13 protein-coding genes are annotated in these 13,319 nt (G+C 61.6%); 7 read left to right on the top strand and 6 right to left on the bottom strand.

The genetic code is table 11. The features are described from left to right. Positions 1-519 carry a single-stranded DNA-binding protein gene (locus tag R1T45_RS12435; protein WP_317391021.1) on the bottom strand — a complete coding sequence of 173 codons (519 nt, stop codon included), beginning with the start codon at positions 517-519 and terminating at the stop codon, positions 1-3. Between the two features lie 281 nt (positions 520-800). Between R1T45_RS12435 and R1T45_RS12440 the strand changes: the two genes are divergently transcribed. Beyond that, a complete protein-coding gene (locus tag R1T45_RS12440) occupies positions 801-1,346 on the top strand; it encodes a lytic transglycosylase domain-containing protein (RefSeq protein WP_317391085.1) in 546 nt (181 codons plus the stop codon). 179 nt (positions 1,347-1,525) lie between these two features. Beyond that, a complete protein-coding gene (locus R1T45_RS12445) occupies positions 1,526-2,053 on the top strand; it encodes a hypothetical protein (protein ID WP_120351220.1) in 528 nt (175 codons plus the stop codon). Positions 2,054-2,148: 95 nt separating this feature from the next. Here R1T45_RS12445 and R1T45_RS12450 read toward each other — a convergent pair whose 3' ends face one another. From R1T45_RS12450 to miaA, 5 genes are all read right to left on the bottom strand, one after another. Beyond that, the gene (locus R1T45_RS12450; RefSeq protein ID WP_317391023.1) at positions 2,149-4,239 is read right to left on the bottom strand and encodes an ABC transporter ATP-binding protein; all 2,091 of its coding nucleotides are present in this window, start codon (positions 4,237-4,239) and stop codon (positions 2,149-2,151) included. Between the two features lie 63 nt (positions 4,240-4,302). Further along, the gene (locus R1T45_RS12455; protein WP_317391024.1) at positions 4,303-5,769 is read right to left on the bottom strand and encodes an ABC transporter permease; all 1,467 of its coding nucleotides are present in this window, start codon (positions 5,767-5,769) and stop codon (positions 4,303-4,305) included. 12 nt (positions 5,770-5,781) lie between these two features. After that, complete coding sequence (locus R1T45_RS12460; protein WP_067628867.1) at positions 5,782-6,870, bottom strand: ABC transporter permease; 1,089 nt, start codon at positions 6,868-6,870, stop codon at positions 5,782-5,784. A gap of 309 nt (positions 6,871-7,179) precedes the next feature. Further along, on the bottom strand, positions 7,180-7,956 hold the full coding sequence (locus tag R1T45_RS12465) for an AraC family transcriptional regulator (RefSeq protein ID WP_317391025.1): 777 nt from the start codon (positions 7,954-7,956) through the stop codon (positions 7,180-7,182). A gap of 100 nt (positions 7,957-8,056) precedes the next feature. Then, positions 8,057-8,947 carry a tRNA (adenosine(37)-N6)-dimethylallyltransferase MiaA gene (gene miaA, locus R1T45_RS12470; RefSeq protein ID WP_317391026.1) on the bottom strand — a complete coding sequence of 297 codons (891 nt, stop codon included), beginning with the start codon at positions 8,945-8,947 and terminating at the stop codon, positions 8,057-8,059. Between the two features lie 130 nt (positions 8,948-9,077). On the opposite strand from miaA, the gene pyrH reads away from it, so the two are divergent. The 5 genes from pyrH (at position 9,078) to dxr (ending at position 13,317) form a co-directional block, all read left to right on the top strand. Beyond that, entirely contained in the window at positions 9,078-9,803 is a 726-nt protein-coding gene (gene pyrH, locus R1T45_RS12475) for a UMP kinase (protein WP_317391028.1), read from the top strand. A gap of 171 nt (positions 9,804-9,974) precedes the next feature. Next, the gene (gene frr / locus R1T45_RS12480; protein WP_007120421.1) at positions 9,975-10,541 is read left to right on the top strand and encodes a ribosome recycling factor; all 567 of its coding nucleotides are present in this window, start codon (positions 9,975-9,977) and stop codon (positions 10,539-10,541) included. Between the two features lie 47 nt (positions 10,542-10,588). Then, positions 10,589-11,326, top strand: a complete 738-nt coding sequence (gene uppS / locus R1T45_RS12485) for a polyprenyl diphosphate synthase (RefSeq protein ID WP_132443281.1) — start codon at positions 10,589-10,591, stop codon at positions 11,324-11,326. Positions 11,327-11,337: 11 nt separating this feature from the next. Further along, positions 11,338-12,129 carry a phosphatidate cytidylyltransferase gene (locus tag R1T45_RS12490; RefSeq protein WP_120351213.1) on the top strand — a complete coding sequence of 264 codons (792 nt, stop codon included), beginning with the start codon at positions 11,338-11,340 and terminating at the stop codon, positions 12,127-12,129. A gap of 6 nt (positions 12,130-12,135) precedes the next feature. Then, positions 12,136-13,317, top strand: coding sequence for a 1-deoxy-D-xylulose-5-phosphate reductoisomerase (dxr, locus tag R1T45_RS12495; protein ID WP_317391029.1), 1,182 nt, complete (start codon positions 12,136-12,138; stop codon positions 13,315-13,317). Positions 13,318-13,319: the final 2 nt, after the last annotated feature.

The following is a 13,319-nucleotide window of genomic DNA, read 5'->3' on the forward strand; positions in this document are numbered from 1 at the left end:
TTAGAACGGGATCTCGTCATCGAGATCACGGCTGCCGCCACCGCCGCCGCCGCCACCACCGCTGCCGCCGCCCGAGGAGGACGGGCCGCTGTCATAGCCGCCGCCGTAGTCATTGCCGCCACCACCGTAGCCGCCGCCACCACCACCGCCGCCGGACCCGGCGCCACCGGGACCGTCGAGCATGGTCAGCGTGCCGCCAAAGCCCTGCAGCACCACTTCGGTGCTATAGCGGTCCGCGCCGGATTGGTCTTGCCATTTGCGGGTTTGCAACTGGCCTTCGATATACACTTTGGAGCCCTTCTTGAGGTACTGCTCGGCGATGCGAACGAGCCCCTCTTGGAAGATCGCCACCGAATGCCATTCGGTCCTCTCGCGGCGCTCACCGGTGTTGCGGTCTTTCCATGTTTCCGAGGTGGCGATGCGCAGGTTGCACACTTTGCCGCCGTTCTGGAACGACCGCACCTCGGGGTCGCGCCCGAGGTTGCCGATAAGGATCACTTTGTTCACTGAGCCGGCCATCTTGCCCCCTCGTTTGTCATTGCTGTGTCATTGCGTCGGGCGCGAATCCGAGCGCGCCCAATTCGGCCGTTTATATCGCGGTTGTCCGCCGGATGACACCGGCTTTCCCACCTCGCCGCCCATCAAGGCACGCCGCGTGGCGGGCCGGTTTCCGGGGGCTGGTAGGCCGCGCGGTTTTGGGTATACTGCGCGCAATGCAACGGCAGGGGGCAGAGATGCGAAAGACGGGACGTTTGGCCGGTCTGGCCGCGGTAGGTTTGGCGGCAGCCGGGATGATCGCGATGGGGGCAGCGCCGGCGGCTGCCGATATGTTTGCCAGCAAAAACCGCGCGGGTTTGTTTTCTTCTCAGAAAAGCATCCTCGATAACCGCGCATCCAAGCAATATTCCGCCTCCGTTCGGCTGCAACCGCCCAAGGTTGTCACCCCGACGAAATGGGATGCGCCGAAATACAACGGTTCCTACAAAGGGGCCTTTCTGACCCATGCCCGCGCGGCGGCGACCCGGCATGGTATCCCGGTTGATCTGTTTCTGCGGCTGGTTCAGCAGGAAAGCGGCTGGAACCCCAAGGCGCTGTCGCACAAGGGGGCGATGGGATTGGCTCAACTGATGCCCCAGACCGCGCAGGCGCTGCGTGTCGACCCGACCGATCCGGTGCAGAACCTTGAAGGCGGCGCGCGCTACCTCAAACTACAGTACCGCGCTTTCGGCAGTTGGGAGCTGGCGCTGGCGGCTTATAACGCGGGGCCGGGGGCGGTTAAGAAATACGGGGGCGTCCCGCCCTATAAAGAAACGCGGAATTACGTTAAAGTGATCACTGGCAGCTAAGCCATTGATATCTATAGGTCTGTATGGCGCGGTGGGCGTTTGTCCGCCTATTTTCTCGTGCCTATGCCCCCTTGGCCCGGCGCCCTAGGGAACCGCTGGGGCGATCGTGGGGTTCTTTGATCAGAAACTTTGCAGCGGGAAATTCTCGCCTCAGAGATAAAAGATCAAAGGAGAACGACATGCTGACGAATATGAAAAATATCGCCCTTGCCGCCGGTGTAAGCGTTATTGCGCTGAGCAGCTCTGCTTTTGCCCAAGATAAGATCATGGTCTCGAAAATCGACGTTGAATCCTCTGTCAGCGCGGCTGCAGAGAGCAACGCCATGGACTTCTATCCTGATCTGGAAGAAGACCTGCGCGCCGAAGTGGCAGAGCGTGTGCCGATGAGCAGCGATGGTGCCGATCCGCAGATCAAGATCGATATCCGCAAGATCTCTCTCAACGGCGCAACCATGTTGCCCGACAGTAAAGAATTCAACGAGTTGGAAGGCGTTGTTGATATCACAAGCCCCACCGGTGACAACGCTGGTCTGAGCTTCCCGGTGAAGATCTCGGCCTATAGCGGCGAAGACATCGCACCCGAAGGCTATGTCAACGTGCCGCCGTCTGAGACTGAATTCTACGTGGCGCTCGTGTCGACCTTTGCCGATGTTGTGGCCGAAGGTCTGGCCAATGTGAACACAGCCGGTTCGTCCGTCGACCCCTAAATCCGGCCCCTAAAACCGGATCACGATTACCTCAGGCCGTTCCCCCCTTAAACCGCCTGAGGGAGCAGGCGCGGCTCTTCGGAGCCGCGCCTTTTTCATTCTGCTGCCGTGCCCACTTCGATCACCGGCTCCATCTCGGCGAATTGCTGGGCTGAGAGGTGGCATTTGATCTGATGCCCGTCCGCCATGGTGACCATCGGCGGCACCTCCCGTTCGCAGAGGTCCCCCGGCACCTGTGATTTCCAGCGACAGCGCGTCTGGAAAGGGCAGCCCGGCGGCGGGTTCATGGCCGAGGGCACGTCGCCTTCGAGGACGATGTGTTTCTTCTTCACCTTGGTGTCGGCAATCGGCACGGCACTCAGCAGCGCCTCGGTATAGGGGTGATAGGGGGGTGAGAAGACCTGATCGGTGTCGCCCAATTCGACCACATGGCCCAGATACATCACCATCACCCGGTCGCTGAGATAGCGCACGATGGAGAGGTCATGGCTGATGAACAAGAGCGTCGTCTTTTGCTCGCGCTGAATCTCCATCAGCAGGTCGGTCACCGCCGCTTGTACGCTTACATCCAGCGCCGAGACAGGCTCATCCGCCACCACGATCCGCGCGTCACCCGCAAAGGCGCGGGCGATGCCGACCCGCTGTTTTTGCCCGCCGGACAGTTGCCGCGGCATGCGGGTTGCGAATTCACGCGGCAGTTTGACCAGATCGAGCAGTTCCAGCATGCGCTGCTTGCGCTCTTTCTCATTCTTGCCGATGCGGAAAATTTCCAACGCGCGGATGATCTGCCGCCCGACGGTCATGGAAGGGTTCAGCGTGTCGAAGGGGTTTTGAAAGACCATCTGAACATCGGCGACGTTCTTGGTCGTGCGGTCGTCGATGGGCACCCCGCCAATATCCTTGCCATCAAGGTAGATGTGCCCCTCGGTCGCCGTCTCTAGCCCCATGAGGACCTTGGCGAAGGTGGATTTGCCGCAGCCCGATTCCCCGACAATGGCGAGGGTTTCGCTCTCATGGGCCTCGAAACTCAAGGATTCGTTGGCTTTGACCACCTTGGTATTGCCGCCGCCGAACATGGCATTTGCCGCGACCTGATAGTATTTCTTGAGCTTGTCCATCTTGAGGACGACCTCGCCAACCTCGCCCTTTTCCTTGACCTCGGCCAGTTCCAGTGGCGCTTGCCAGTCGATTTCTTGAAAGCGAATACAGCGGGTTTCGTGCCGGTCGTTGCCGGGTACGCTTTCCATCGGGATCGGCGCGGCATCGCAGCGGCCCGCCATGAAATAATCGCAGCGGGGGCCGAAGTTACAGCCGGGCGGGCGTTCATGGGGCAGGGGGAAGTTGCCGGGAATGGCCACAAGAGGCCGCGCGTTCTTGTCGGCGCCGGGCAGTGGGATCGAACGGAACAGCGCCTGCGTATAGGGGTGCTGCATCTCGTCGAAGACATCGTGGATGGAGCCTTTCTCGACCGCCTCGCCTGAGTACATCACGCAGATGCGGTCGCAGGTTTCCAGCACCAGCCCGAGGTTGTGAGAGATGAACAGCATCGAGGTGCCGTATTTCTTGCCCAAGTCCTTGACCAGCTCCACAACCGCCGCTTCGACGGTCACGTCGAGAGCGGTCGTCGGCTCGTCGAGGATCAGGAGCGAGGGTTCGGACATGAGCGCCATGGCGATGACGATGCGCTGCTGCTGCCCGCCCGAGAGTTGGTGCGGGTAGGCTTTCAAGATACGCTCTGGGTCGGGGAGTTTCACATCCGTGACCACCTGAAGCGCCCGCGCATAGGCTTCTTTCTCGGACATGCCCGCGTGGATCATCGGCACTTCCATCAGCTGTTTGCCGATCCGCATGGCGGGGTTGAGGCTGGCCATCGGCTCTTGATAGATCATCGCGATCTCGCTACCGCGAATGTCGCGTAGCTCTTCGGGGCTCATCTCGCTGAGGTCGCGGCCCTTGAACTTGATGGAGCCGCCGACGATCCGGCCATTGCGGCCCAGATCTTGCATCACGCCCAGCGCCACGGTCGACTTGCCGCAGCCGCTTTCGCCCACCAGCCCCACAGCTTCGCCCGGTTGGACGCTGACAGAGAAATCCATCACGGCGGGGATCTCGCGCAGGCGGGTGAAGAACGAGATCGACAGGTTGTTGATCTCAAGAATGGGGCCGTCGTAATCAGTCTTTGGCATTTGTCTCTCCCAGTCGGGGGGATCAAAAGGGTCCGGGAGGGGGCGCCCCCCGGAGGATGTTTCTTAGTCGCGCAAGGATTCTTCGCGCAGGCCGTCGGCCAGCAGGTTCAGGCCCAGAACGAGGCTCAGAAGTGCAAGCGCGGGCGCGATGGCCGCGTGCGGATAGAGCGACAGCAGGCGGCGGCCTGCGTTGATCGTGCTGCCCCAATCCGGGCTCTCGCTTTCCAGCCCAAGGCCGAAGAACCCCAAAGTGCCGAGAAGGATCGTGGTATAGCCGATGCGCAGGCAGAAATCGACGATCAGCGGGCCACGGGCATTGGGCAAGATTTCCCACAGCATGATGTACCACGGGCCTTCGCCACGGGTCTGGGCGGCGGCGACATAGTCGCGCGTTTTGATGTCCAGCGCGAGGCCGCGCACGATGCGGAACACCGTGGGCGAGTTCACGAAGACGACCGAGACAAAGACCACCAGCACACCGGCGTCGATATCAAAGAGGTCGATCATGCTCGGCAGGCCAGGGATGCGGTAGGTGTCCGTCGCCACGATCGCACCGTCGGTAGAGACCAGCGACAGGTACAGCCAGCCGACAATACCGAGCACCACGATCAGCAGCGGCGTGCGGAACGAAGGCTGCGTGTAGTAGCGTGAGTTCAGCAGCACCGCGAGGAAGATCAGCGGGAAGATGAACAGGAACACGGCCATATAGTTCGGGATGCCGGTGAGTACGATTTCGGGTGTCACCAGCAGGTAGAACAGCAAGATCACCGGGAAGGCGAGGATCAGGTTTGCCAGAAAGCTGAGGATCGTATCCAGCCGCCCGCCGTAATAGCCCGCAGGCAGGCCCAGTGTGATCCCCACCATAAAGGCAAAGAGCGTCGCCAGCGGCGCGATCTGCACCACGACCCAAGAGCCCTTGATCAGCCGAGAGAAGACATCGCGGGCAAGGTTATCACCGCCCAACAGGAACCACGGGTATTCGCCCTCATCGGCGCTGCGCAGCGGGGTGCCGGGCAGCTTGTTCTTCATGCCCGAAGTTTGGCTAAGGCTGTCGTGCGTCACCAACAGGTCGAACAACCCGCCAAAGACTCCGGTGAAGACCCAGAACATGACGATGGCAAAGCCGATCATCCCCACGGTGCTGTCGAATAGCTTGCCGTAGAGGCCAAGGCGGCGTTTGAAGTGGATGGAGACGGCGAAGGTCAGGATCAGCGCGATCCAGACCGGCAGCATCTGCTGCGACATGCCGCCGAAGATGCCTGCCTGCGGCCCCATGAAGGCACCGGCTACGATATAGATCAGCACCACAAGGATCAGCAGCGCAAACAGCAGGATCACCGCACGGTTCAGTCCGCCCGCCACACCGCCGCGACGTGCGACGGTGCCGTCGGGGTTGATCTCTTGTGCCTCACTGGCGGGCAGGAAAGAGACGACAATCTGTGCCGCGACAGCCAAGGCCAGCATCACGCAAAGGCCGAGGAAGATGATGTTGAGCCCCGCAAGAGACCCGGTCCATGTCAGTTGTTCCATGTCCATGCTCCCTTATGAAATGCGAATGCGCGGGTTGAGGAAGACGTAGCCGATATCAGAGATCAACTGCGTCACAAGCACGACGATGACCGACACGACCGAAACGGCGAGCAGCAGTTCGATGTCGTTATTGGCCGCCGCTTGAACGAGGAGCCAGCCGAAGCCCTTGTAGTTGAACAGGGTCTCCACGATCACCACACCGTTCAGCAGCCATGGGATTTGCAGCATGATCACCGTGAAGGGCGCGATAAGCGCGTTGCGCAGAGCGTGTTTCAGCACGATTTCCGAGAATTTCACGCCCTTTAGCCGCGCGGTACGGATATATTGCGCGGTCATCACCTCGGTCATCGACGCCCGCGTCATCCGGGCGATATAGCCCATGCCATAAAGCGAGATGGTCAGCACCGGCAGGAAGAAGTTCCAGAAGTTGGCGTCTTTCATGGCAGACGTAGCGGAGCCGAGAAACAGGGTCTTGCTGTCGATCCAGCCCCATTCCGCCAGAAGCGGCGAGAGGCCAAAGCGCGAGGAGGCCAGCACCGCGATGAAGATCACGCCCGAGACATATTCAGGCGTCGCCGTGGTGGCGATGGAGAAGGTCGAGAGCGAGCGGTCAAGCTTGGAGCCTTCGCGCATGCCCGCCAGCACACCGACGATCAGCGCCGAGGGGACCATAAGCATCAGCACCCAGAACATCAACTTGCCGGTGAGTGCGAGGCGCGTCAGGACGGTTTCGCCCACGGGTTCTTTGAAGACGGTCGAAAAGCCCCAATCGCCTTGCAGGATGCCGCAGCGGGTTGGACGCGCCTCTACCGGGGTGCCGGGGGCGAAACAGCGGCCAAAGGTCTCTTCCGGCGTGTCGCCTTCGGTGACCCATCCGGGCAACACGCCCAGCCATTCGCCGAACTTGTCGACGGTGGGTTGCAGATAGCCGCGGCTTTCAAGGTAGCTGGCCACGGCCTCGTCGGACATGCGGAAGTTGCCTTGGGTCTTGGCGAGTTTTTCAAGGTTCGGATAGAGATTGGTCAGCCAGAATACGATGAACGTCAGGCAGAGCGCCGTCAGCAACATCACACCCAGCCGGCGCAAAATGAATAGTCCCATGTGGTCCCCTGTGGCAGGGTCGGGCGGTGACTTGGCCCGACGATGCGGCCTTTGTGGCCTTTTTGATTTGTGCGGCGCCATGACAGCGCCGGTTCTGTTCGCGGCAGACGTTGCTGCCTGTGCGCACTGTGATGCCTAAGACCCATTGGCGGTCTTTCCCAGCGTCACGCGCTTGGTCGTTGATCTGACTGTTTTCAGAGCAGTTCAGCCATCAGGCACATAAATTGGTCGCGCGTCAACATTCGGCTGAGCCGTTTGAGGGAGTTTTTGCGACATTATGAGGGTCTGAAAGCGACATTTCGGGCAAGGTCAGCGCAGCTTGCTGGGGGGGAGGCCGCTGTGCTGCTGCATAAAACGGGTGAAATAGGCAGCGGAGCCAAAGCCCAGAGAGGCTGCGATTTCGGCGGCGGTTTGATCGGTTTCGGCCAACAGACGCCGGGCGGCGTGGCAACTGCGTTCGGTCAAGAGATCGGCGGCGGATTTGCCGGTGGCCGCCTTGACGGCGCGGGTCAGATGGGTCGGCGTGACGCCCAGTTCCGCTGCGTGATCGGCCATGCTGCCACCCTTGGGCGCGCGCTGGGCGATCAGGGCGCAGAACCGCGCGCTGAGCCTGTCGCCGGCCTTGGGCCGGGGGGCGGCATGTTCGTCTGACATGATCTGACGGCGGAGCCATACCGATATCAGCGCAACCTGAGCCTTCAGCGCGTCTTGTTGCAGGGGGCGGCCTTGCTGAACCTCCCGCTGGGTCTGTTCGATCAGGGCCGCGATTTCGGATTGGGCCACACCGTCGCGGATGCGCAACTGGCGCGGCATTTCGGGCAAATGTACATCGCTGTCTTCGGGGATCAGCACCGCATGGCCCAGACATTGATAGCCCAGCTCCAGAGCAAAGAGCGACCGCGCCGGTATCCAGAGCGCGTTATGGGGGCTGATGCCCCGGCGTTGCCCATCCAGCAGCAACCGACCCTGGCCCCGGGTGATCCAGATCAGCAGATGGTGGTCGCGCTCATGGGCGAGGGTCAGCCGCCAATCTTGCCCCGCCGAAAGCTGGGCCAAGGTGTGGGTTTGTATCTGCGTTTGGGGCACGCGGCGCTTTCGTCGAGAAATGGCAACCCTGTCGGGACAATCTACAACGTCAGGCTATCGGATGGTTGGAATAACGCAAGAAACTGTGTGCGCCCTGCGGTTATTGCGGCGTCACCCGATGCCAATCTGCCATTTTGCTACGCATCCAAGTGCGCTGCCGTTTGGCGAAGCGGCGGGTGGCAACCACGGCGGCTTCGCGGGCGCGGTGCAGGGGCCAATCGCCGTCAATGTGGCGGATCAGTTCCGGCACGCCGATGGCGCGATGGGCGGGCAGCGTGGGGTCATATCGCGGACGGAGGGCGGCGACCTCTTCCAAGGCGCCTTGCTCTAACATCAGGTCAAAGCGTTGGGCGATGCGGGCGTTCAGCCAATCCCGCTCAACATCGAAAACGATCGGCAGGCAGTCCGCGAGCGGCAAAAGCGGCGCGCCGGTATCGCGTTGCCAGTCCGACAGGCCGCGCCCGGTGGCCTGCCACACTTCCCAAGCGCGCTGCACCCGCGCGCGGTTGCGCTGGTCAATGCCCGCCGCGGTCTCAGCATCAAGCTGCGCCAGCAGGTCTTCGAGCGCCATGTCATCGCCTTGGGCGCGGACCTCTGGCGGGGTTTCCGGAATTTCGGCCAACCCCTGCGTCAGAGCCGCGAAATAAAGCCCGGTGCCGCCGGTGATGATCACCCGCTGATCGCCGCCCAGCAGCGGGGCCACCTCGCGCAGCCAATGGCCGGTGGAATAGGGCGCATCCTCGGCCAGATGACCATAGAGCAGATGCGGCGCGCGGGCCTCTTCTTCGGCTGAGGGCCGGGCGCTGATGATGCGCAGGGGCGCATAGACCTGACTGGCATCGGCGTTCACGATCACGCCGCCCTGCGCCTCTGCGATGGCGAGTGCCAGGGCAGATTTGCCACTGGCGGTTGGCCCGGCGATCAGCACAGGCCGCTCGGGCGGTAGCCCTTGCAACAGAGCATCAAACTGGGCCTTCGGAATATCCGGCATTTCTTTGCGTCTTCCTTACGTCCCGCATTGAACCTTGGACGTATTTGCGACATTTTGGCGCGAAATGAAAACCCTTCACCGCCGTATGGCTCAAATCTCCCCCGGTTGGTGAAATAATAAGGTGTGCCCGATGTCCCAAGACACCCCCCAAGTCTCCTTTAACCGCGTGATGCTGAAGATTTCCGGGGAGGCGCTGATGGGTGACCTCGGCTATGGTCTGCACCCGCCAACCGTCGAACGCATCGCCCGCGAGGTGCAATCGGTGCATTCGCTTGGCGTCGAGATCTGCATGGTCATCGGCGGCGGCAATATCTTTCGCGGGCTGCAAGGCTCTGCGCAGGGGATGGAGCGGACCACGGCGGATTACATGGGCATGCTCGCCACCGTGATGAACGCGCTGGCAATGCAATCTGCGCTCGAAGGTCTGGGCATCCACACACGGGTGATTTCGGCCATTACGATGAACGAAGTGGCCGAGCCTTACATCCGCCGCCGTGCTGTGCGCCACCTTGAGAAGAAGCGGGTCTGCATCTTTGCCGCGGGCACCGGCAACCCCTATTTCACCACCGACACCGCTGCGACCCTGCGCGCTAATGAGATGTCTTGCGAGGCGATCTTTAAGGGCACCAAGGTCGATGGGGTTTACGACAAAGACCCGGCGAAATTCGATGATGCAAAACGCTATGACACGGTAAGCTATGACGACGTGCTGCAAAAGCGGCTTGGCGTTATGGATGCCTCTGCCATCGCATTGGCACGCGACAACAACCTGCCGATTATCGTCTTCTCGCTGGATGAGCCGGGCGGGTTCAAGGGCATTCTGGCCGGGCAGGGCACCTATACCCGCGTCGGCTAAACGCGAGATGCACCGCAGGTGATCGTCCTACGGCTGGACGATCCGCTTAAGGCCGCCGCGGCTCTCTTGGGGTCGCGGTTGGCGCATGGTGGCGAAGTAATGGGCAGTTGTGAAAGCGCCGCGCCACCGTTAGAAAGCCGTAACGCAAGGAAACAACAAGCAGGCCTCGCCATGTCAGACGAATTTATGCTCGATACCGATGATCTTGAACGGCGGATGAACGGCGCGATTGCGTCGCTTCGGACCGAGTTCGCATCGCTGCGCACAGGGCGTGGCTCGGCCTCTATGCTGGAGCCGGTGATGGTTGAGGCTTATGGCCAAATGACCCCGGTGAACCAAGTCGGCACCGTCAACGTGCCAGAGCCGCGCATGGTGACGATCAACGTGTGGGACAAAGGTCTGGTCGGCAAGGTTGAAAAGGCCATTCGCGAAAGCGGTCTGGGCATCAACCCGCAGCTGAACGGCACCATCATCATGCTGCCGATCCCCGAGCTGAACGAAGAGCGCCGCACCCAGCTGACCAAGGTTGCTGGCCAGTATGCTGAGCACGCCCGCGTTTCGATCCGCAACATCCGCCGCGACGGGATGGACCAGATCAAGAAAGCCAAAAACGACGGCGCGATGTCCGAAGATGACCAGAAGATTTGGGAAGGCGAAGTGCAGGACCTGACCAACCGCTTCATCACCCTCATCGATGACCAGCTTGAGACGAAACAGGCCGAAATCATGCAAGTCTGACCCGGCCCAAGGGCAGGGACACAGCACTTGAAAGAAAAGGCCGAGACATGAGCACCGCCGAAATTCAACCTAAGATTGCTCCCGGTGGGCCGCGACATGTGGCGATCATCATGGACGGCAATGGCCGCTGGGCCACCCAACGCGGGCGGCCCCGGCTGTTTGGTCACCACGCCGGTGCCAAACGGGTGCGCGAAATCGTTGAGGCCTGCCCCGATGTGGGGGTGGAATACCTGACGATTTTTGCCTTCTCGACAGAGAATTGGAAGCGCACGCAGGTCGAGGTGGCGGGGCTTATGTCGCTGTTTCGGCGCTATATCTCCAAGGAAATGCGCAGCCTTAGCGAATATGGCGCGCGGGTTCGGTTCATCGGGGATCGCGACAGGCTGGATGACAAGCTGATCAAGCTGATGGGCGAGCTTGAGGCCCATACCGTGCAAAACACCCGCATCAACCTCACGATTGCGCTGAACTATGGTGGCCGCGATGAGGTCGCCCGCGCCACGCATCGTTTGGCCCAAGATGTCGCCAGCGGCAAACTCGACCCCGACAGCGTGGACGAAGAGACCCTGCCGCGCTACCTCGATACCCATGTGCTGCCCGACCCCGATCTGGTGATCCGCACCAGCGGCGAGGCGCGGATTTCGAACTTTCTGCTGTGGCAGTCGGCCTATGCGGAATATGAGTTCATCGACACGCTGTGGCCGGATTTCACCCGCGAGGAATTCGCCCGGCTCTGCGCCGCCTATGGCGGGCGTGACAGGCGGTTCGGTGCGGTCAAGACCTGAGGAGACGTGCGATGAAATCACCTGAACAATGGTCCGACCTGCGGGCGCGGATGCTGTCTGCCAGCGCCATGATCCTGATTGGCCTGCTGGGCATCTGGCTGGGCGGTGTGGTGTTTCATCTGCTGGTGGCATTGATTTGCGGCATGATGGTCTGGGAACTGGTCGGCATGCTGCGCGGGCCGGGGAAGGCGGAATCTTGGCAGCTTGGGCTGGTGACGGGCGTGGCCGTGTTGGCCTCGGTCTATCTGCCGGTTGGCTTTGGCCTGCCGCTGTTGCTGGCGCCCGCGCTTTTGGGCTTCGCGCTATTGAGCGCCAACCGCACGCTTTACATGAGTTTTACCGCGCTGATCCTGCTGGCGGGCTTTGGCCTGATCCAGTTGCGCGATGACATGGGCTTTGGCTGGCTGATGTGGCTGGTGCTGGTGGTCGTGGTCACCGATGTGGTGGGCTATTTCGCCGGTCGCGCCATTGGCGGGCCGAAGTTCTGGCCCAAGGTCAGCCCCAAGAAAACATGGTCCGGCACCGCGTCGGGCTGGGTTGGGGCGGCTGTTGTCGGGCTGATCTTTTCGTTCAACACCGGCTTTGGGCTGCAGCTCGTCGGCATCTCGGTCGCGCTGTCGATGGCTTCGCAGATGGGCGATATGGCGGAATCGGGGATGAAACGTAAGATGGGCGTCAAAGACAGCTCGGCGCTGATCCCCGGCCATGGCGGTCTGCTGGACCGCTTTGACGGGATGCTGGGCGCTGCGGTGTTCTTGCTGATCGTCGGGCCGCTGATCGGCTTCCCGCCGGGCGTGAACTGATCCGCTATGCCGCGCAAGATTTCGATACTGGGGGCGACCGGGTCCATCGGTCAAAACACGATTGACCTGATCCGCCGCGCGCCTGACGGCTATGATGTCGTGGCGCTGACCGGGGCGGGCAATATCGCGCAACTGGCGGCGGATGCGAAAGCGCTGAACGCCGAGGTCGCGGTCACCGCGCGCGAAGACCTGCTGGAGGATCTGCGCGACGCGCTTAGCGGCAGCGGGGTTGAGGCAGCGGCAGGGTCTGACGCGATCGCCGAGGCGGCATCGCGTCCGGCGGATTGGACCATGTCGGCGATCATCGGTGCTGCGGGGCTGGCACCGGGGCTGGCTGCCCTGCGCCAAGGCGGCACGCTGGCATTGGCCAATAAGGAATTGCTGGTCTGCGCCGGGGCGCTGATCATGGGCGAAGCCGAGCGCAATGGCGCCACGATCCTGCCGGTCGACAGCGAACATTCCGCCGTTTTCCAAGCGCTCGTGGGCGAGGATATGACCGCCGTTGAGCGCGTCATCATCACTGCCAGCGGCGGCGCGTTTCGCGATTGGCCGCTTGAAGATTTGCGCAATGCGACACTCGATCAAGCGTCAAACCATCCCAATTGGGACATGGGTCAGCGGATCACCATCGACTCAGCCTCGATGTTCAACAAAGCGATGGAAGTCATTGAAACGCGGGAATTTTTCGGCGTCTCGCCTGAGGCTATCGAAGTGCTGGTGCATCCGCAGTCGATGATCCATGCGTTGGTGGGGTTCTGCGATGGTGGGCTGATGGCCCATGTCGGACCGCCTGACATGCGTCACGCGATTGGCTATGCGCTGCACCACCCGCAGCGGGCACCTTTGCCGGTGGAGCGGCTGGATCTCACCAAGATCGGACGGTTCGATTTTACCGCGCCCGATGACGCCCGCTGGCCCGCGCTGCGCCTCGCGCGGGAGGTCATGGCAGCAGGCGGCCTCATGGGCGCGGTGTTTAATGCGGCCAAAGAGGTTGCGCTGGATGGCTTTATCGCCGGGCAGTTGCGCTTTACCCAAATGGCCGAGATCGTCGAAGAGGTGTTGGAGGCGCGCGCCGCTGACGCATCGCTGGGCCGGGGCAGCGACGAAATGACACTTGATCTGGTGGCCGAGGTCGATCATCTCGCCCGTAGGGCCGCGACAGCCGCAATTCATAAAAGAGCAGGATAGCA

It is taken from the genome of Sulfitobacter sp. LC.270.F.C4 (assembly GCF_032922545.1).
Classification (GTDB): domain Bacteria; phylum Pseudomonadota; class Alphaproteobacteria; order Rhodobacterales; family Rhodobacteraceae; genus Sulfitobacter; species Sulfitobacter profundi.